Annotated in this window: 12 protein-coding genes; 4 read left to right on the top strand and 8 right to left on the bottom strand. The window is 66.7% G+C overall.

From position 1 onward, the window contains the following. Positions 1-14: 14 nt before the first annotated feature. The 4 genes from BMY29_RS01745 to BMY29_RS01730 form a co-directional block, all read right to left on the bottom strand. Complete coding sequence (locus tag BMY29_RS01745) at positions 15-1,013, bottom strand: NAD-dependent epimerase/dehydratase family protein (protein WP_049991637.1); 999 nt, start codon at positions 1,011-1,013, stop codon at positions 15-17. After that, entirely contained in the window at positions 1,010-1,951 is a 942-nt protein-coding gene (locus BMY29_RS01740) for a DUF362 domain-containing protein (RefSeq protein WP_049991636.1), read from the bottom strand. Before BMY29_RS01740 ends, BMY29_RS01745 begins: the two co-directional genes overlap by 4 nt. After that, complete coding sequence (locus BMY29_RS01735) at positions 1,948-3,078, bottom strand: Gfo/Idh/MocA family protein (protein ID WP_049991635.1); 1,131 nt, start codon at positions 3,076-3,078, stop codon at positions 1,948-1,950. Before BMY29_RS01735 ends, BMY29_RS01740 begins: the two co-directional genes overlap by 4 nt. Before the next feature lie 105 nt (positions 3,079-3,183). Continuing rightward, on the bottom strand, positions 3,184-4,116 hold the full coding sequence (locus BMY29_RS01730; RefSeq protein WP_049991634.1) for a polysaccharide deacetylase family protein: 933 nt from the start codon (positions 4,114-4,116) through the stop codon (positions 3,184-3,186). 269 nt (positions 4,117-4,385) lie between these two features. Between BMY29_RS01730 and BMY29_RS01725 the strand changes: the two genes are divergently transcribed. Then, positions 4,386-5,978 carry an alkaline phosphatase family protein gene (locus tag BMY29_RS01725; RefSeq protein WP_049991633.1) on the top strand — a complete coding sequence of 531 codons (1,593 nt, stop codon included), beginning with the start codon at positions 4,386-4,388 and terminating at the stop codon, positions 5,976-5,978. A 266-nt stretch (positions 5,979-6,244) separates the two neighbouring features. On the opposite strand, the gene BMY29_RS01720 is transcribed toward BMY29_RS01725, so the two are convergent. After that, complete coding sequence (locus tag BMY29_RS01720) at positions 6,245-7,552, bottom strand: hypothetical protein (protein WP_049991632.1); 1,308 nt, start codon at positions 7,550-7,552, stop codon at positions 6,245-6,247. Between the two features lie 321 nt (positions 7,553-7,873). Here BMY29_RS01720 and BMY29_RS01715 point away from each other — a divergent pair, with 321 nt between their 5' ends. The 3 genes from BMY29_RS01715 (at position 7,874) to BMY29_RS01705 (ending at position 13,708) form a co-directional block, all read left to right on the top strand. Next, complete coding sequence (locus BMY29_RS01715) at positions 7,874-9,661, top strand: hypothetical protein (protein ID WP_049991631.1); 1,788 nt, start codon at positions 7,874-7,876, stop codon at positions 9,659-9,661. Between the two features lie 634 nt (positions 9,662-10,295). Further along, positions 10,296-11,246, top strand: a complete 951-nt coding sequence (locus tag BMY29_RS01710; protein ID WP_049991630.1) for a hypothetical protein — start codon at positions 10,296-10,298, stop codon at positions 11,244-11,246. Positions 11,247-11,887: 641 nt separating this feature from the next. After that, positions 11,888-13,708 carry a hypothetical protein gene (locus BMY29_RS01705; RefSeq protein ID WP_049991629.1) on the top strand — a complete coding sequence of 607 codons (1,821 nt, stop codon included), beginning with the start codon at positions 11,888-11,890 and terminating at the stop codon, positions 13,706-13,708. 132 nt (positions 13,709-13,840) lie between these two features. Here BMY29_RS01705 and BMY29_RS01700 read toward each other — a convergent pair whose 3' ends face one another. From BMY29_RS01700 to BMY29_RS01690, 3 genes are all read right to left on the bottom strand, one after another. Then, positions 13,841-15,304: a flippase gene (locus tag BMY29_RS01700; protein WP_049991653.1), complete on the bottom strand. Its 1,464-nt coding sequence runs from the start codon at positions 15,302-15,304 to the stop codon at positions 13,841-13,843. Between the two features lie 310 nt (positions 15,305-15,614). Further along, entirely contained in the window at positions 15,615-17,639 is a 2,025-nt protein-coding gene (locus BMY29_RS01695) for a right-handed parallel beta-helix repeat-containing protein (protein WP_049991628.1), read from the bottom strand. A 342-nt stretch (positions 17,640-17,981) separates the two neighbouring features. Next, positions 17,982-19,808 carry an asparagine synthetase B family protein gene (locus BMY29_RS01690; protein ID WP_049991627.1) on the bottom strand — a complete coding sequence of 609 codons (1,827 nt, stop codon included), beginning with the start codon at positions 19,806-19,808 and terminating at the stop codon, positions 17,982-17,984. Between the last annotated feature and the right edge of the window lie 128 nt (positions 19,809-19,936).

The following is a 19,936-nucleotide window of genomic DNA, read 5'->3' as shown; positions in this document are numbered from 1 at the left end:
TCGTCGGTTCTCCGCTACCGCACTTCCTGCTGATACCACTCCATCGCGGCCGGCAAGTGCTCCTCGAGCGGCCGGTACTCGTAGCCCAGTTCGTCCCGCGCCTTCCGCGAGGTGTAGAACAGCCGCTCGGTCGCGAGCTTAGCCATCTTCCGGTTGAAGGGGAACACCCGCCGGCCGGCGACGGCGTCGACGGCCTCGGCGACCGGCCCGGCGGCCCGGATGGCCGTCGCGGGCACGCGGATCCGCGCCGGCGAGCCGTCGACGGCCTCGGCGATCCGAGAAACCGCGCAGTTGTAGGTGAGGTTCTCGCCGCCGAGGACGTAGTGTTCGCCGCTCGCGCCGCGCTCGGCGGCCGCCACGATGCCGTCGACCACGTCCTCGACGCCGACGATGCTCGCGCCACCTGGCAGGTGGGCGGGCATCGTTCGCTCGACGCCCATCGCGAGTAACTGGGCCGTGAACTCCTCGTCGCCGGGACCGAAGATCGAGGTCGGGTGGACCGTGACGGCGTCGCCCTCGGCCTCGGCGGCGAACTCGTCGACCAGGCGCTCGGCGTCGGCCTTCGACGCCTGGTAGGCGCCGATGGGTTCGGCGAGGTCCGTCTCGTCCGCCACGTCGGCATCGCCCTGCGGGCGGCGCGTACCGGCCGTGCTGGTGAACACGACCCGGCCCGCGTCGACGTCGCGGCAGGCGTCGAGGACCCGCGCGGTGCCGTCGCGGTTGACCTCCCGGACCGTCTCGGGGCCGGCGCTCCAGAGGCCGATCCCCGCGAGGTGGAAGACGACGTCGGCCCCGTCGACGAGCGACCGCAGCGTCTCGCCGTCGGAGAGGTCGCCGACGTACCAGTCGATATCGAGCCCCGCGAGATCGCCTCGGTCGGAGGTCGGCCGGCTGAGTCCGCGGACGTCCCAGCCCTCGGCGACCAGGCGTTCACAGAGGTTCGTGCCGAGGAACCCGGTCGCGCCGGTGACCGCCGCCGTGGGCGTCTCGGAGTCGGTCGCCGTCACCGTCATCGGCCCCCCTCGAGCTGCGGCGGGACGGCGTCGCCGGCCACCGCCGCGTAGACGCGGTAGGCGGTCGTGACGGCCGGATGGGGATCGTCCGCGGGCGGTACGTCGCCGTCGGGCAAGCGCTCCCGGAGCCGGTCGAAGTCGATCCCGGTCCCCTCGACGGCGACCGGCTCCGCGTCGGGCCCGCGGGCCAGCTCGAGCGCCGGATCGCCGTCGAGCGAGCGGCCGAGCAGCGAGGTCGCGACGGCGTCGACGGCGGGAGCCCCGCCCGCGAACAGCGCGTCCGCGGCGACGGGGTCGCCCCCGTAGGCGGTCGTCGCGTCGAGGACGGCGACGGCGGGCTCGACGGCGCGCGTCGCCGCCACCGGGACCCGCTCGGGCTCGTCGGCGCAGTCGACGAGCGACGCGAGCGTGCGCATCGCGCCCGCGACCGGGCCGCTCTCAGTCGGCCGCAGCGAGGGAACGGGGATCACGGCGTCGTCGACCAGGCGAGTCGGAACCGAGACCGAGACCGGGCTGCCGTCGACGTTGCAGATCTCGTCGACTCGATCGTCGTCCGCCAGGTCGACGAGCGTCGCGTCGAACCGCTCGAGGAGGTCCGCGTAGCCGAGGTAGGCCGCCGTTCGGTCGAACGAGATCCGCTCGTCGCTGGCGCCGGCGACGGCGACGTCGGCGTCGGTTCGTCGCTCGAGCCTGGCGACGATCGAGCCGACCACGGCTGGGTCGGTCACCATGCCCGACGAGGGGTGGAACGGGTAATGGGCGTCGGGGACGACCGTGATCCGCTCGGCGCCCGCGACCGACTCGACGGCGGCCTCGAACACGTCACGGACCGGCGATTCGAGGGCGTCCATCCGAGCGTCCACGTCGGGGTTCCAGCCGCCGCGGCGGTCGGCGGCGTCGACGCCGGCGGCGCGGATCCGGTCGGCGTCCGCGCTCATAGCGTCACCTCCGGCGTCCCGGGGTCGGCGTCCTCGTCGTCCGCAACCCCATCGGCGTCGGCGTCAGCCGCGGCCAGTTCGTACGCCCGCTCGGTGAGTTCGAGCGTGCGCCGGCCGACCGCCCCGTCGACCGGGGGCCGCTCGTCCTCGCGGACCGCCTCGCAGAAGTCGGCCAGGGCGTCGTAGTGGGCCTGGAGGTAGAAGGTCGGGCCGAAGACGGCCGGCTCGTCGCTCGTCAGTCGGCTCGCGACGTTCGAGAGGGCGGATTTGGCCGCGCCCGCGTAGAAGTTCTCGGGCATGTGATCCTCGTTGCTGATCGTTCCCGTGACGCCCTCGAGGCGCAGCCTGGTGTTGACCTCGGGGAGTTGTTCCCACTGATAGGTGCCGCAGTGGAGCGTGATCGTCGTTCCCGTCTCGGGGGCCTCCATGAGCACGGTCGCGGCGTCCTCGACGTCGGTCTCGATCGTCTTGCCCGTCGCGGCGTCCCGGATCTCGAGGTCGCCGAACAGCCACTCGAGGACGTCGAAGCAGTGCACGCCGAGTTCGACCAGCGACCCGCCGCCCGCGGCGTCGGGGTCCAGCGGCCAGCCGGGCGGCGCCTCGTCGGCGGGCGGCCGGCCGAGCGGATGGTCATTGAGCCTGGTGATCGAGGCGAAGGGGACGTGACCGACGCTGCCCCCGTCGTAGGCCTCCTTGACGCCGACCATATCGGGCTGGTAGCGCAGCGTGTGATCGACGCCGACCGAGATGTCGGCCTGGCGGGCGGTCTCGAGCAGTTCGTCGGCCTCCTCGGTCGACCTGGCGAGCGGTTTCTCGACGAAGACGTCGACGCCGGCCTCGGCGGCCCGTTCGACGGCCTCGGCGTGGAGAAACGGCGGGAGGGCGACGACCGCCGCGTCCAGGTCCTCGGCGTCGAGCAGCGCCGCGTAGTCGTCGTACGTTCGGGGGACGCCGGCCCGTTCGGTTCGCTGGCGGTTCTCGGGGACGGCGTCGGCGGCGGCGACGACCTCGACGTCGGGCATCGCGACCGCCGACTTCAGGTGTACCATGCCGATGTTTCCGACGCCGAGCACGCCGAGCGAGAGCGCGCTCGAGTCGGTCAATCGATTCAGAAACGCTGGTGCCATCTGCCCGAGAACGGGTCGGCTGCGTGCTTTGTTATCGTCGCCGTACCGTCTCGTTCGGGCGAGTAGCGGATCCCTTCGGCTGATTCCGGTGATTTCGATCGGCCGTTAGCTCCAGCTGACCGTCGCCCGCTCGTCGAGACACGATGCTCCCGCGACTCGCTCTGCGACGTCGGCCAGCGTCTCGACGGTGAGGTCCGTCGCCGTCCGCTGGCGCTCTAGATGCGACAGGATCGCTCGCATCCGCCGGTCGTCTCGCTCGTGGGTCAGGTTATTCGGGTGGAGCCACATGTGAAAGATCCCGTCCGTCCGCGCCGCCTCCTCGATCCCGCGACGGGCCAGCACGACCATCGGATCCTCCCAGATCGACTCGGCGACCGTCCGCGCCGGACCCTCGAATCCGAACAGGAACATCGAGGCCGGCACGTTGACCAGGCCGTACTCGTCGACGGACGGTTCGACCAGCATCGACTGGTCCCGGATCGTCGAATCGAACACGCCGCGAACGCCGTCACGAGTCGGCGACTTCCCGCGATAGGCCGCGATCCCTTGCTCGGCGAGGACGTCGCGGTGCCCGACGTCGTTGCGCGGATAGATGAAGGAGCTGATCGACTGGTCCCAGGCGTCCGCGATCTCGTGACAGCGATCGAGTTCGGCGACGGCGAGTTCGTGGTCCGTCTCCGGCCGGCCGAACAGCACGTGCGAGAACGAGTGGCTGGCGAACTCGTGGTCGACGTCCGATTCGAGGACGTCCGACACCAGGTCGGGTCCGAACCGGAGATCGTCGCGATCCGCCCACTCGGTTCGCTCGCGTTCGAACCAGCCGTCCGGCGCCGGATGCTCGGCGTGGGTCCCGTCGCAATCGTCGAGCATGAGGTGGCCGACGATCGCCCACGTTGCCGGGACGTCGAACTCCTCGAGCAGTTCGACCATGACCGACCAGCCGCGACGGCCCGCTTCGACCCGTTCGGCGGGCGGGTCGGCCAGGTCGTGAAAGCCCCAACCGAGCTCGGCGTCGAGGGAGATTACGACGCTGCCCACAGATCCCACCACGGTTGAATGCGTTTCATATCGGGACGGTCCTTCTGGGATGACTTTGTTATGGATCACCTGAGAGACTCGACGGCGAGAAGCGACGGGTTCACGGCCGGCTACCGCCCGCTTGCGGTCCCGGCGGGACCGACCGACGGGTTAACCCGACCGAACAGGTGCGACCCGGCCCGGGAACCGCGTGAAACATCTCTATAACAAAGCCTCCGTCGGGCGACCTGCAGGACAGTAGGCGTCTTCGACGTCTCACCTACGTAATCATGAGCGGATCTACAACCCCCTCCGAGCGAGCGTTCGTGCTCGGACTCGACGGCGTGCCGTGGAGACTCATCGAGCAATGGAGCGACGAGGGCGAACTCCCTAACTTCGCCCGGATGCGCGAGGAGGGCGCGTCCGGAACACTCGAGAGCACTCGCCCGCCGACGACGCCACTCGCCTGGCCGTCGATCGCCACCGGGGTGTGGCCGGATAAGCACGGAATCTACGGCTTCCAGAACCTCTCTTCGGAATACAGTCACGAGATGTACACGAGCCGGGATCTCCAGCAGCCGGCCCTCTGGGAGCAACTCGGCCCGGCCCACGTCGGGAATGTCCCGATGACTTATCCCGCCACCGAGGTTGACGGCTCGATGGTCACGGGCATGATGACGCCCTCGACCGACCGAGAGTTCGCCCATCCGCCCGATCTCCAGGACGAGATCGATTCGCGGATTCCCGACTACGAGATTAGCCTCGACTATCCCGAGTATGCGGACCGGTTGGACGACTTCGAGGTAGCCGTCGACGAGATGCTCGCGAAGCGCCGCGAACTGTTGCAAGTCCAGATGGACCGGGCCGGCGACGACTGGCAGCTGTTCTTCTTCGTCTTCACCGCACCGGACCGCTTCCAGCACCTCATCTGGGACGAGGACCGGCTGCTCGCCCACTACAAGAAACTCGACGCGATCCTCGGCGAGGTCATCGAGTACACGGACGACCACGACGCGGACCTCTACGTCGTCTCCGACCACGGCTTCGGCCCGATCGAGGAGCTGGTCTACGTCAACCGCATCCTCGAGAACGAGGGCTACCTCTTCCGGCGCGAGGACGACGGCACCCGCGGCGCGCTCGCGAGCCTCGGCATCTCCAAGGACTCCATCACCGGCGCGCTCAATCGCGTCGGGATCACCGAGGAGACGCTCGTCCGGTCGCTCCCTCGGCGCCTGGTCGACTCCGTCGCCGAACAGATTCCCGGCGACCACGCCCTCTACGACGTCGACTTCGACCGCACCGTCGCGTTCATCCACGACACGGGCAACTGTTACATCAACGACACCGATCGCTTCGACGACGGCGTCGTCTCGCCGGCCGAGATTCCGGAGCTGAAAGCCGACATCACCGCCGCTCTGGAGTCGGCGACCGACGCCGACGGCGAGCCGCTGCTCGAGGTCCACGACGGCGACGAACTGTTCCCTACCGACGAGGAGTCGCCGGACCTGGTCGTCACCGGACAGGGGACCTACGAGGCGCGCAGTACGGTCGCGGAGGAGGTCCTCGGCGACACCGAGCCCTACGACGCGAGCCACCGCAGCGAGGGGATCGTCCTCTGTCGCGGCCCGTCGATCGACGCCGGCGCGACGCTTCGCGGCGCCCGCGTGGTCGACGTCGCGCCGACGCTGCTGCACGGTATCGGCGAGCCGGTTCCGGAGAACGCCGACGGGCGGGTACTGTTCGACGCCTTCGCCGAGGAGGCCACGCCCGCGATGACGAAGGTCGACCGCACGACGGTGACCAAGACCCGGAGCGACGAAGAGGTCGACGAGGACTTCGACGACGTAGAGGACCGGCTGAAGGGCCTCGGCTACATGGAGTGAACGGCGGACGATTCCTGGCGGACCGACGGTATTGAGTGCTCACAGGGCGCGGAGCGTCCGTGGAGGGGGTGTATCCGGGTGACCGGTAACCGTGACTGTGACCGTGAGTTCGATTCTCCGTTGCTCGTTACCCGCTCGGGAGCGTCGCCCGCGTCTGACCAGCCATCGATCCGATCGCCGCGCGATCGGCTACGGCCGAGTGAGCGACTGTGGCGTCGACGGACGGGAGAAGTGGAAGCAGAGCGCAGAACCGTGTCTCGAACTCGCTATCGATCGGATCGGACGAGTCGAAGTCCGGCCTTCGCCGCCGTCCAGGCCGGATAGACCGCGTTGTAGACGGTGTTCGGCGCGTTTCTCGCACCGACCCAGAAGAGCCGGTGGGTTAGCGGTGGCTCTGACGCCGAGACCAGGCCATCCAGATCCGCGTCGTCGAGCCACTCGAAGAAGGCCCGCTCGGCCGGGGTCGCCGGCTCCGTCTCGCGGACGCGCTCGCGGATGTCCGCCCACATGTGGTACTCGTCCTCGCCGAGGACCCAGTCGCCGCGTTCGAGCGCGGCGCGGAGCTCGTGGTAGTCGGCGTCCGTAAACGGGTAGCCGTGGTCCGACGGGTCGAGGCCCTCCAGGCGGAGGCCGACGGCGGTCCGGTAGCACTTCTCGCACTCGCCGCAGTTGCCGTCCATCCGGTCGTTGCAGGTCTGGAGTTGGAGGGCGGACTCCTCGTCGCGGACGTAGTCGGCGATGGCGTCGATCCGCTCCTGGCGGGTGAGCTCGTAGGCGTCGTGGTGACACCGCGTACCGGCCCAGCGGACGCGCTCGTCGACGTCGGGACGGGAGCCCCACTCGAGGTCGATGCCGTCCCAGTGGGTCGCGGCGACGTAGAGGTCGTCCATCCCGCGGGCGTAGGCCATCGGCGCGCAGAGACCGAGCAGGCCCAGGCCGTGGCCGACGGAGCTGTACCAGCCGCCGTCGACGTAGCGCTTGTAGTGGGCCAGCAGCATGGGGTGGTCGAGAAACGAGAGCATGTTCGACTCGACGAAGGCGGTCTCGAGCCCGCGGTCGTCGGCGAACCCCGAGATGCGATCGCGGAGGACGTCCCACTTCTCGTCGTCGGACGGGTCGGGGGTGACCGTCCACCCGCGGATGCTGATCAGCGTCGGGTCCTCCTCGCGGTGGCGGACGTACGAACACGTCGAGTCGACGCCGCCGGTAAACAGCAGCCCGCTCTCGTCGGTCGTCTCGGGGTCGGGCTCGATCGTCCGCTTCGCGTAGAGCGTCCCGCCCTCGAGGAAGTCGTGCATCTCGCACAGCGACTCCCGAACGTCCTCGAGCGCGCGGGCGAAGGTGGCGTCGACCTCGTCGACGTAGATGTCGGCCCCGTTAGCCCAGGCGACCGGGCAGATCTGCGCCAGGACGGGGATCGCGAGCACCCCGTCGGGGACGTCCGCGATCGACACGTCGTAGCTGGTTCGGAACGGTTCGTCGGTGAAGAACCGCTCGAGGTCGGCGGACGTCCGGACCGAGCACTCGAGGGTCCCGTCGGCGGCGGAGAGTTCGTCGATGATGATCGATGACATAGTAACGTGGACGGTCGTCGGCCGATCGCATCACGACCGCCTACAAAAACCATCAGAACCGTTGATCGTTCGGAAATCGAGAAAGCGATCCGTAGCCGAGCGGCAACGGCCGATCAACGGACCGCAGGGACCGCATACCGTCGGCCGTTCGACGGTCGGTGACGGCGAGCGAAACGGCTGCGCGCTACGGGACTGAGACGGCCGTGCTACCGCTGCGCATCGAGTTCGCGGGTAAGAGCCGTATAACAAACCCCGACAGGACCGACGAGACGAGCAACGTATGCGTACGGAGACTGGCCCGGGCGAGCCCGGTGAGAACGCATGAGACGATCCACGCTCGACGCGACGATGGCGGTCGGGTTCCTCGCGGTTGCGGCCGGGATCCTCGTGGCGAGAGCGAATCCGGCGACGACCTACGAGTCCTCGGTCTTCGCGGGGACGCCGCTAGTCACCTGGGCCGGGTTCGCGCTCGCGCTGGCGATCGCGGTCGGCACCAGCCTCACCTGCCGCGGTCGCCTTCAGGGGCTCGGCATCGCCCTCGGCGGGCTGACGGTCACGGCCACCGTGAGCCTGCCCGTCGTCCGAAACTACCACTTCGCCGGGATGGGCGACGCGCTCACCCACCTGGGCTGGACGCGGGATATCGTCACCGGCGTGACCGCGCCCCACGAGCTGTTCTACCCCGGTCTCCACACCATCGCGACGGTCCTGTACTTCGTCGGCGGCGTGCCGATCGAGCGCGGGCTGTTGATCGGCATGGTCGTCCTCTTCGCTCCGTTCGTGATTTTCGTCCCGCTGGTCGTCCGCGACATGGCCGGGAGCGGCCCGGCGGTCGGCCTGGCCGCGATCGTCTCCTGGATGGTGCTGCCGGTCAACAACATCGCGACGCACATGGGCGTCCACACCAACTCGAACGCGCTGTTTCTCGTCCCGCCCGTGCTCTTCGCGATCGTCGCCTACCTCCACCGGCGGGCGACGATCGAACGGCTCCCGTTTGGCCTCTCGCCGTTCAGTGCCCTGCTCTTCCTGACCGGTCTGGCGCTCCTGTTCGTCCACCCCCAGCAGATGTTCAACATCGTCGTTCTCGTCGGCGCGATCAGCGGGATCCAGTACCTCGCCCGCCGGCGCTTCGACGACCACCCCATGCTCGAGCATCCGACGACGTACGCGCACACGCTCTCGCTCGGGGGCCTGTTCGGGCTCTGGGCGCTCGGCAACGAACGGTTCCGGGACGCCTTCAGCGGCCTCCTCACCGGCCTGGTCGCTCAGGACGTCGGCGCCGGGACCGAGGTCGACCAGCGCGGGGGGTCGCTGACCGAGATCGGCGGAAGTCTGGCCGAACTGTTCGTCAAACTCTTCCTCGACGCGGCGATCATCGGCTTGGTCGTCGCCGTCTTCGTCCTGCTCGTCTGGCTCGGCCGGTCGAGCCTCGACCGCGAGACCACGTCCTTCGTCAACTACTTCGCGCTCGCGTTGGTCCCGCTGGGCGGGATGTTCGCGGTCTACTTCGTCGGGACGCCGACCATGGCGTTTCGCCAGGTCGGGTTCATCTACGTACTGTTGACGATCCTGGCCGGGATCGCCCTCGCGCAGTTCGCGGGCGGGCTCTCGAGCGCGATTTCGCCGTCCGGCGCGAACGCGGTCACGGCGCTGGTGGTCGGGATCTGTCTCATCCTCGGGCTGATGACGGTGTTCACGTCGCCGCTGATCTACAATCCGGGCCAGCACGTCACCCCGCAGATGATGAGCGGCTACGAGGACGGCTTCGAGCACCAGGCCGACGGCGTGCCCTACGCCGGGATGGGATACGATCCCTACCGGTACGATCACGGGCTCAACGGACTGCCGGGCAACGGGATCAGCGGCGCCTCGGCGTCGACCGGGACTGTCGACCGCGACGAATTCAACGACGGCAACTACAGCGGGGCCTATCCGACCGACGAGTACTACTTCGTCATGACGGAGTGGGACAGGACGAAGGAGGTCGGCGTCTACGAGGAACTCCGCTACAGCAACGCCGCACTGCGGGGCCTCGACGCCGATCCGGGGACGAACAAGGTCGTCTCGAACGACGAGTTCGAGATGTACGCGATCAGCAGCGAATCGTAGCGACCCGCCGGTCGCCGATCGTCTCGGGCCGCCGGGAGCCGGGCCGGACGCGGGGACGGAACTCGATGCGCTCGCCGTTCTGATCGCCCTGCAGGTTCGCCTGGTACACCGACCGGACGACATAATGGATCATCGCGCGCGTAACGGCGCGCGAGCAGACCGGTGATCGCGAGCCGAACCCGCGAGCGTCCGCACCGAGCGGACACCTCGCTGCACCTCGATCACGATCGTCGGGTCGGATCGGCGGATCACCGCTTCGTCGGTCGAACCCGTCCTCGCTGCTCGTCAGTAACCGAAGAACCGCTGTCGAGCCGCAAAACGGCCGGTAATAGGCTATTACGGGCCGAGAAATACGATCATGGGCCGGCGAAACGGTACGGTCTTCCGCGGGGCCGTCGCTCGCCGTCGACCGTCCGATTCCGCTCGGAAACCACGATTTCGAGCCGACAGTATCGTATTTCCTCGTCTAAGAAGCGGTTACGAGCGCCGGTATCATTGTTCCAGTCATTCGTATATTCGTGGCTTATTCCCGGTAGATTGTGGCTCTCTTCCTAGTGTTAGAAATATAGTCTGTAAATTTAAGCCATGATGACAAGAAAAAGTTTATGGGCGTAAGGCGGAGTTACGGACATGTATGGCGCAGAATCCCCGTACGTCCGAGACGGAATCTACTCCGACTACAGGCCGTAACACCGGATTAACTCGCCGAAACTACGTGCGCTCGCTCGCCGCGGTGGCGACCGCGACGACCGCACTCGGCGGGGCCGGTGCCGCTGCGGCCCAGGACGACTACGAGGTTATCGAAGCCGAAGGGCAGACGATCACCGTCGACTCCGGTGAGACCTGGGAGAACAAGCTCATCGACATGACGACCGGCCAGGACATCATCATCACCGCTCACGGGAGCGGCTGGACGATCCGGAACGTCGGATTCAAAGGCGAGAACACCTCCGGCACCGGCACGGCCACCTTCGGCATCTCCGACACTGGCGGCGAAACGAGCACCGTCGAAAACGTCTACCTCGGTGACGGCTCGAGCACGGGTAACGGCAACCCCAACGGGCACGGCCAGACCGCCTTCTGGGTCGCCCCGGACCACAGCGGTCACATCGACTTCAAGAACGTCAACATCCAGAACTTCGCGGACAACGCGATCTACGGCTCCGCGCCCGGGAACAAGGGCGGCGGTACGATCCACATCGACAGCTGCTTCGCCGCGAACTGTTACGTCTCTCACTTCCGACTGGCTACCGAGGGCAGCAAGGTGACCAACTCCAGCGTCTACGTCGACGGCAGCGAGGGCTACGCCGGCCGCGGTATCTGGGCCTGGGCCCCCGGCACGATCGAGATCGAGGGCTGCCAGATTCAGATGAACGGCCAGAACACCGCCATCGACGCCGGCGCGAACGGTAACCCGACCGAGGTCGTCGTCAAGGACTCCGACTACGACGACCAGGCCGACATCGCCGAACACGCGGGCTCGTCAGTCCAGCTCGGCGACGACGTCGGCACCAACCCCGAAGCCTTCATCCCCGAGGGCACGCCGACCTCCGCCGAAGAAGCCGCCTCGGGCGCCGGGAACTGAGCCGCACTGACGTCCCCTCCCCGTCCGCTCGTCTCCCCCGCCTGGCGCGACGCGACCTGCCGCGGTCCCCCTGACGCACTGACCCACCTCCACTCACCACGCGACACCCCGCTGACGTCGGTTCCGCCGCGAACCGATTTCGCCCCTCCCCGTTGACGCGGCCCTCCGCCCCGACGCCTCTATTGTCGGTCCGTTTTCGATCCATTTTCAGTCCGTTTTCAGTCTGTTTTCAGTCCGTTCCCGCTCTGATCTCCCGTCTCGTGCACGCGCGATTTGCGTCGGGAGCCGGTGTGCTCTCGGAGAACAACGGCCCACCACGGGCAACTGGACGATTTCGATCCGAGACGTGCAGCTGTTGGGCCACCGAATCGAGGCGACGGCGAGATGACGTTCAGCTACAGGTAATACTCTATTACCGGCGAAACGAGCTAATTTCCGACGGATCGAGACCAGCGTTCGCCGCCAATTAGCGAGTAATAGACACTTACAAACGGAAGGTCCGGTGTATTTCGGCCGTATAATTCATGCGGTCATATTCAGACATTCATGTGTAAATCGTACAGATAATATCTACTGTCTGTAAATTTTAGGTATGGAAATGGAGAAAGTTTATGCCGGTAGTAGCAGATTACCCGTATTGCATGGCACGCGACCCTTCGATACTGGATGACGAGTCGACCGCCGCTGACAACGAGGAGGCGGTTGACGACGGTAGCAACGACGGTAATACTGATTTACTCAACCGGCGATCGTACATGAAACTCGCCGGCGCGACGACGGCGGCGGCGACGCTGACGGGAGCCGCGAGCGCCGCCGGCGACGACTACGAGGTCGTCAAGGCCCGCGGTCAAACGGTCAGAGTCGGCCGCGGCGAGACGTACGAGAACAAACTGATCGACCTGACGACCGGCGGAAATTTCCTGATCTACGTCGAGGGCGCGAATTCGGTCATCCGCAACATCGGTTTTAAAGGACTGTACCGCGGCGACCAGTTCATGATTTCGATCAAGGCCGGCCAAGGCGATATTCTCGTCGAGAACGTCTACCTCGGCGACGGCGCGACGAAGGAAGGCTCGAGCTTCGTCCACGGCCCTGGTGGCGTTTTCATGCACCGCGGCAGCGAAGCCGACATCACCTTCCGGAACTGCAACGTACAGGGATACCCGAACAACGGCTTCTACTGTTCCAATACGCCCTACGGCGGCAGCGTCCGCTTCGAAAACTGCTTCGGCAAGAACAACGGCGTCTCCACCTTCCGGTGTGGCAGCGCGGCCGACGAGATCGTCAACTGCGTCGCCTACAACGACAACACCAACTACGGCTCCGGCTACGGCGGCTACGGCGAGACCAGCGGTCGCCCAGTCTGGGTCTGGAACGGCGGCACCGTGACGATCCGCGACTCGCAGTTCGCCGACGGGCCGTACTCGTATGCGCTTGTGGCCGGCGCGAACGGTTCGCCTGGCAGCGTCGACTTCCAGAGCGGCGGGATCAGCGGTCAGATCCAGCGCGCGAGCGGATCGACGGTCAGCCTGGCCGACGACGTCTCGAACGATCCCGATCTCTCGATCCCCGAGGGCGTGCCGACCTCCGCCGAAGAGGCCGCCGCGGGCGGTAAGAGCGACAACGGCGGGAGCCAGGCGGACGAAGAAGATGAGGACGAGAGCGAACACCTCCCGAACCTTCTCCTCGTCGACGGCAGCACGTCGGACGCGACCCGCTACGAGTTCGCCGTCGACGGCGAGGTCGAACACTCGAACGACGAGGGCGCGTCGATCGACGACGAGGACGCCATCGACGGCGGCACCGTCGCCGGAAGCGTTGCGGACTGGATGGACGCCTTCCGGTTCAGCGGCGACCTCGAAGAACTCACCGTCGACGGGCCCGGCTCGGTGCTCGTCAACGGCGAGGAAGTCGACCCCGCCGACTACGGCGCAGAGTTGCCCAACGTCCTCGAAATCGCAGGACGGGGCACGCCGACGAGCTACGAGATCACGGTCGACGGCACGATCGAACTCGCGTCGGACGAAGCGGCCGCGACGGAGGCGACGACCGTCTCCGGAACGACCGTCCAGAGTTCGATCACCGACGGGACCCAGACGTTCCGGTTCTCCGGCGCGCTGACGGACGTGACGTTCACCGACGGCGACGCGGACGTCACGCTCGACGGCGAGGAGATCGATCCCAGCGAGTACGGCGACCACGAACTGCTCCCCCACGCGATCGTGATCGACGGCACCGAGGCCGACGGCCCGACCGCGTACTCCTTCGAGGTCGACGGGACGGTCGTCCAGTCGGACTACCGTGACGCCTCGATCGACGACGAGGACGTCGTCGAAGACCGCGCCGTTCGCGGGACCGTCGGAAACTGGCTCGACGCCTACTGGTTCGACGGCGACATCACCGACTTCCGGCTGCGCGGGACCGCAGCGGTCGACGTCCAGTACAACGCGCGCAATCAGTAACGAGTACTCGGCGTTTCGATCCGCCCGATCCGTCTCGACTTCGTTTTACCCGATTCAGGGCCCGAAACCGGCGTCTGGATCATCTGAACACGGTCCGGAAGTCCCTCCGCGGACGCTCCGCGCGACGCCGACTCACGTCAGCGTCGCGATCGTCTCTCGCGGATCCACCAGCCCGCTCAGCGTCGCCAACGCGCCCCAGACGGCCACGCCGACGGCGATCACGCCGGCCAGCGACGGAATGGTCGACGCGTACGGAACCAGGACCACCACCGCGAGACCCATCCCGCCCGCGATGGCGCTCGCCAGGCAAAGCGAGCGAGCGATCCGGACGAGGTCGAGCGAGAGTTCGCGGTGCATGACGTAGCAGTTGGCCAGCGTGTAGGTGCCGAAGGTGATGACCGTCGCGGCGGCCGCGCCGGTCGCGCCGTACAGCGGGATCAGGAGGACGTTGAGGCCGGCGTTGGCGACCGAGGTCGTCCCCTTGGCGACCGCACGCGCGTTCGCGCGACCCAGGTAGTCGAGCCCGTTGGTCGTCACCTTCGTCACGGCCTGAAAGACGACGTAGATGCCGAACACCTGCAGGACGGGGCCCGCGCCGGCATACGCGGAACCGAAGATGAGTTCGATCGCCGGCTCCGCGACGAGGAGGATGCCGACCGCGGCCGGGATGTACAGGAGGAAGACGTACTGCAGGGTCGTCTCGTAGATTCGGGCCGCCCGATCGAGCGCCTCGTTGGCCTTCTGTTCGCCGTAGGTCGGCGAGACGGAGAACCCGAGCGAACTCGCCGGCACCATGATGAACTCGGAGAGTTGCTTCCCGAGGACGTAGTAGCTGACCGCCACCGGGTTGACGAAGTACGCGACCAGAACGGTGTCGACGCGCTGGTCGATGACGCTCGCGCCGTGGGTCGCCGTCAGCGGGACGCTGTACTTCAGAATGCGGTTGCGCAGCGACCGATCGCCGCCGCCGTCCTCGTAGCTCTTGTAGCGGCGGTAGAACAGGACCGAGCCGACGGCCACCCCGAGGGCGGCGCCGACGACGTAGCCGAACAGCGCACCGGCGACCCCCAGGCCGAGCGCCGCCAGGCCGACGACGAACGCCAGGCGGACGACGTTGTTGACGACTTCGATGGTCGCGCTCAGGTCGACGCGATTGAAGCCCTGGAAGAGCGCCAGGTAGTAGGCGTAGATCGACTGGACCGCGAGGTAGAGCGCCCCGACGAGCAACAGCGGCGAGAGCGCCGGCTCGCCGAGCACGTCCGCGATGCGGTCCCGGCCCAGCGCGAGTCCGACGCCGACGATGCCGATGAGGACCAGGCGGTAGCGCAGCGACGTCCGCAGGATGAAGGGAATCGTCGACGGCTCGGACTCCTTCCGTTCGGAGACGTACCGCGCGGCCGAGCGGGCGATGCCGAGGTCGGCGCCGAGTTGCGCGACGGCGACGATCGAGATGACCAGGAACAACAGCCCGTACTCGTCGGGGGTTAGCAGCAGGCGCGCGAGCACGAGCATCAACAGCCCGTTGGCGACGTTGCTCGTGATCCGCGCGCCGAACGTCGCTTTGAACCCCTTGACGATCCGGTCGGTAACCGACATGCTCACCGACCGGGGGCCGACAGCGACGGTTTCGAGCGCGAGGCACCGTCCGCAGCGTTCGACGGGAGCCGTCGGGAGGGCAAGCAGGTGGATCGGCACTCCCCACTCCGTTCGGTCGACGGGCGATTCGATCGACGAGGACGCGGCGACGAAGGCATTGTCACTAACTGTCTCAGACCGAAGACAGTCATTGTAATCGACCGCGTACCCTCCGTTTCACGGGCCATACCCGCTGAACGATCCGTGCAAAGCCGAGATCACAACGCCACCAGGCGACCGGTCGATCGAATTGGAAAACCGTCGGCTCGGTTCAGTTGCTCCGGGCGTTGTACTCGACGTCGACGCTCGCGGCGCCGTGTAGCCGGAAGTCGGTGATGTCGCCGTCGAACCAGTAGGCGTCCAGTTCGTCGTCGACGCTGCCGCTGACCGAGCGACCGTCGATCTCGTCGTCGCCGTCGACCGAGGCGTCGCGGTAGCTCGACGTGATGACTTCGCCGTCGACGGCGAACTCGTAGCTCGTCTCGCCGTCGGTGTCGGTGCCGTCGATCACGATCGCGTTGGGGAGCAGTTCCTGATCGCCGTACTCGTCGGGGTCGATCCGCCGGTCGTCGAGGTAGACGTGGGCCGAGCCGTCGAGGAAGGTGACGTCGGTGAGGGCCCCGGAGAAGCGGAACCGCTGGGCGCCGCGCTCGATCGATCCTTCGACCGTGTGCTCGTCGACGATCGTGGCGGCGTCCGCGGACTCGTCGCCGTCGACCGTCTCGATCGCGCCGTCGACGGTGATCTCGTAGTTCGCCGTCGTCCCGTTGCCGACCAGCGTCAGCACGTGGGGCCGTTCCTCGCCGTAGTCGGCGGGATCGACCCGCTCACCGTTGACGAAGATGGTCGCGCCGCCGTCGACGGTGAGTTCTTCGAGGTCACCGCCGAACCGGAAGCCGTCGCGCCAGCTGGCGACGGCGCCCGTGACGTGACCGCCGTCGACGGCGTCCTCGTCGTCGATCGACGCGCCCTCGACTGTCGCCTTTTCGACCGCCCCGGAGGCCGTGAACTCGTAGCGCGTGCTGCCGGACGTCCCGACGCCGTCGACCAGCAGCGTGTTCTCGAGGTCGGGGTCGTCGCCGTTGTACTCGTCGGGGTCGATTTCCTCGCCGTTGACCTCGACGCGGGCCGATCCCTGGGCGAACGCGACCTCGTGGAGGTCGCCGTCGAACAGGAACTGGTCGACGTTCGAGGACGTCGTCACCCAGCCGGTCGCGCTCGTCCCGTCGATCTCGTCGTGGGTCTCGAGCTCACCGGCGTCGGGATCGGCGACGAGTTCGTCGGTGGTCTCGACGTAGTACTCCGTCGGATCACCGGTCCCGGTGATCGTCAGCGTGTTAGCTGGAAAATTTTCCTCGCGTTCATCACCCCCCTCCGGACTCGATGATCCGCCGCTCGCCGCCTCCTCGGCGCTCTCGGGGCATCCGTCGGGCACGAAGTGCTCGGGGCTACCGTCGGTCCCGGAACCGTCGTCGGTGTAGACGCCGTCCATGTCGATCGACGGGCCGTTCCGCCTGGCGATCCCGCTGCCGGCGCCGTTGGTGATGACGTGGGTGTTCTCGATCGTGGCCCCGCTGCCGTAGTTGCCCGCCCAGACCCAGATACCGCGGCTCGCGGATCTGGACCCGCTCTTGTAGACGACGGAATTGGTGATCTTGGAGCCGTTATCGCCGATCCGAAGGCCCGTGTGGTGGTTGTCGTAGGTGTAACAACCGTCGATGTGGACAGTGCCGCCGTTGCCGTTGTACGCGGGGGCGGAGCCGTAGATCCCGTTACAGCCGGCGTGGCCGAAGTTGACGTTGCGGACGTCGAGGTGGCCGCTGTGATCGGGGTCGACCCACATCAACAGGGGGCGCTCGTTCGACGGTCGACTCGGATTACCGCGCTCCCAGAAGATGTTCTCCAGCGTGGAGGTGCCGTCGCCGGTGTCGGCGATGCCGAAGACGGTGCCGCTGTTCGGCGCCGTGCCGGTTGCGCCGAGGGTCCCGCGGAACCCGATATTCCGGATCGTCCAGTCGGTACCCTTGGCGATGATCGTGATCGTGTTGCCGTTCCCGAGTTCGATGAGTTTGTTCTCCCAGGTCTCGCCCGAACTGATCCGGATCGTCTGGCCGCGGGCCTCGATGACCTCGTAGTCGCCCCCGGCCGCGTTCGCGGCGCCCGCGCCGGCGCCTGCGGTGATCGCCGCCGCGCCGGCTAATTTCAGGTACGACCGTCGGTCGAGTAGACCGCGTTCGTCGTTACTAGTCGTCTTGCCGGGACTATCGGCGTCCCGTACCGGTTCGTCGCGTGCCATGCGATTTGAGAGAGAACACTACCAAACCATAAACTTTCCTTCCCAATTATCAGTAAGATTTCGTGAGAATAATTGTATCGTTATTAAACTGTTATCTATTTATTCGGAAAAACAACAGTTCTTTATATTCATAATCGAGGGGCGGCGCCAGGGAGATTCATCTCTCCGCCCGGATTCGGTGCGAGATAAACGATACTATCGTATCCAAAACTGTCACCAAACCATTGGTAATCGCGGTTAGCAGAAAAGTGACCTAACGATTCTGGTGTTTGACATCCGTCACGGACAGTCATCGGATCCGTTCGGACCGGCCGCGGCTGGATCCGGACCCGATCGGATCGGTCAGCCGAATACGGCGTCGCGCCGCGATTCGAGGACGCTCTGGGTGGAGTGAATGTCGTCGATTACGCTCGTGATCGTAAAGAGCCGATAGACCGACGTCCGGTCGTGATCCGGGTGCGAGTCGAGGAACGCGCGAAGTTCGTCGGACGAGAGCACGTCGTCGACAGCCTCGCACTGCTCGATCTGGGCGCGAATGCAGTCGACCGTGTCCGGCTGGAGCTGCGAGCCCGTATCGAGCCCGTTGATCGACTTGACGATCGGTCGCGCCAGGTCGAACAGTCGCGGGTACCGCGAAAGCACGTCGTCGACGAACGCCGCGGCTTCGTGGCGCGCGGAGTCGACGGGTACCCCGTAATCCGGATGCGGCAGCTCCGCGGCGGCGGGCTCGAGGTCCGCGAGGAACGACCGATAGAGGTTGTACCTGGCCTTCTGCTCGGGCGGACAGTTCATCGCATAGCGGAAGAAGTCCATCGAGTAGAACGGGGTCGTGCTCCAGAAGAAGAACCGGTTGCGATCCTCGCCCTCGAACAGGAAGTTGACGCCGCGCTCGTAGAGCAGGAAGTGGACGTACTTCGCCGCGGGATCGCTCTCGGGGTAGAGCCGAAGCCGGTCGCGCACGCTCCGACGAATCGCGTCCGCCGACAGCCCCGTGATCTGGGCGACCTGGTCGAGCGAGAGGAAGCTGTTCTCCGCGATGACGTAGTCGACCAGGCCCTCCTCGTCGTCGATCGACCGCGCGGGCGTCAGATCGGGAAGGACCTTGTCTCCGCCGTCGCCGGTGACGTAGGTGAGCGCGGGGTCGTACGTCTCGCGCAGTTGTCGGAAGAAATCGAGAATGAACGACGTCAGAAGGCCGATCTGACCGTTTTTCGTCTTGATGATGCGGTCCAGATCGGAACCGTTCGGCGGCCCGACCTCGTATCGGCGCCACTCGACGTCGAGCGCCGACGCCAGGCGCTGGGCGATATCGACGTCCGACGGCGGAACGAAGTCCTCGGAGGCCATCGTCGCCGCGGTCACCGGGATTCCCTCGGCGTGGTAGCCGGCCAGCACCGACCGAGAGTCGAGGCCGCCGCTCAGCGAGATCACGTCGCGGCTGCCACAGCCTGAGCGCTGCTGACACGCCTGCTCGAACCGGTCGACGAGTTCGGCGGCGTTTCGCGACTGGCTCCGATCGGCGTGGGCCGGATCCCCGAAGTCGAATCGGTGGAGCGCGGTCTCCGTGATCACGCCGTGATCCGGATCGACAGTGAGCTTCGTGCCGGGACGGAGTCGGTTTGCCCCCTGAACGAGCGTCCGCGCGCCGAGCGAGTACCCGAAGAGGAGACACTGGGCAACGCCCATCGGGTCGAAGTCCTCGACCGCTGCCTCGTTGATGAGATAGCGCAGCTCCCGCGAGAATACGAACGTCTCTCCGTCGTGGAAGTAGTAGGTCGGCAGCCGGCCGAGCGGATCGTTGAGCAGGCCGAGCCGGCCGGTGTCCTTGTCGGCGGCGACCAGCAGGAACTCGCCGTCGGTCTCGAGGAGCCACTCCGTCAGGAACTCGTCGTCGGCGTCGGTCGCGAGGACGTGCTCCGCGACCTCGAGCAGTTCCGCTTCGAGGCCCTCGTCGTCGCGATCGTAGATGCGCCCCTCGAGACAGACCCAGCGGTCTTCGTCCTCGATAATGCGGATCGGATACTCCGGATAGGCCGTCGTCCCGACCGACCAGGCCGGCGAATCGAAGACGACGTCGGCCTCGTAACGGTCCGTGTGCACGAGCGGCTCGAGCGAGCCGGCGAACGATCGGTCGTCGACGGCGGGGGTTCGTCCCGTGAGCCCAACCATATCAGAACGCGAGTCAGTATACCGCTTTGTAATGTCCGCGTTTATGACCGTCAGCAGGGGGCTACCGCGGGCGGGCGCCGCGACGGCGTCTCACTGTCAGGGAACCGTTCACCGCGGGGCGAACTCGC

Origin of the sequence: Natrinema salifodinae, from assembly GCF_900110455.1 — an archaeon.
Classification (GTDB): Archaea; Halobacteriota; Halobacteria; order Halobacteriales; family Natrialbaceae; genus Natrinema; species Natrinema salifodinae.
Note: the sequence above shows the minus strand (reverse complement) of the source record. Positions and strands in the feature narration are given on the sequence as shown.

Excerpts from the sequence above, each read along its gene's own strand:
- BMY29_RS01745 (WP_049991637.1), bottom strand. The coding sequence starts at position 1,013 with ATGACGGTGACGGCGACCGACTCCGAGACGCCCACGGCGGCGGTCACC.
- BMY29_RS01740 (WP_049991636.1), bottom strand. The coding sequence starts at position 1,951 with ATGAGCGCGGACGCCGACCGGATCCGCGCCGCCGGCGTCGACGCCGCC.
- BMY29_RS01735 (WP_049991635.1), bottom strand. The coding sequence starts at position 3,078 with ATGGCACCAGCGTTTCTGAATCGATTGACCGACTCGAGCGCGCTCTCG.
- BMY29_RS01725 (WP_049991633.1), top strand. The coding sequence starts at position 4,386 with ATGAGCGGATCTACAACCCCCTCCGAGCGAGCGTTCGTGCTCGGACTC.
- BMY29_RS01720 (WP_049991632.1), bottom strand. The coding sequence starts at position 7,552 with ATGTCATCGATCATCATCGACGAACTCTCCGCCGCCGACGGGACCCTC.
- BMY29_RS01715 (WP_049991631.1), top strand. The coding sequence starts at position 7,874 with ATGAGACGATCCACGCTCGACGCGACGATGGCGGTCGGGTTCCTCGCG.
- BMY29_RS01710 (WP_049991630.1), top strand. The coding sequence starts at position 10,296 with ATGGCGCAGAATCCCCGTACGTCCGAGACGGAATCTACTCCGACTACA.
- BMY29_RS01705 (WP_049991629.1), top strand. The coding sequence starts at position 11,888 with ATGGCACGCGACCCTTCGATACTGGATGACGAGTCGACCGCCGCTGAC.
- BMY29_RS01700 (WP_049991653.1), bottom strand. The coding sequence starts at position 15,304 with ATGTCGGTTACCGACCGGATCGTCAAGGGGTTCAAAGCGACGTTCGGC.
- BMY29_RS01695 (WP_049991628.1), bottom strand. The coding sequence starts at position 17,639 with ATGGCACGCGACGAACCGGTACGGGACGCCGATAGTCCCGGCAAGACG.
- BMY29_RS01690 (WP_049991627.1), bottom strand. The coding sequence starts at position 19,808 with ATGGTTGGGCTCACGGGACGAACCCCCGCCGTCGACGACCGATCGTTC.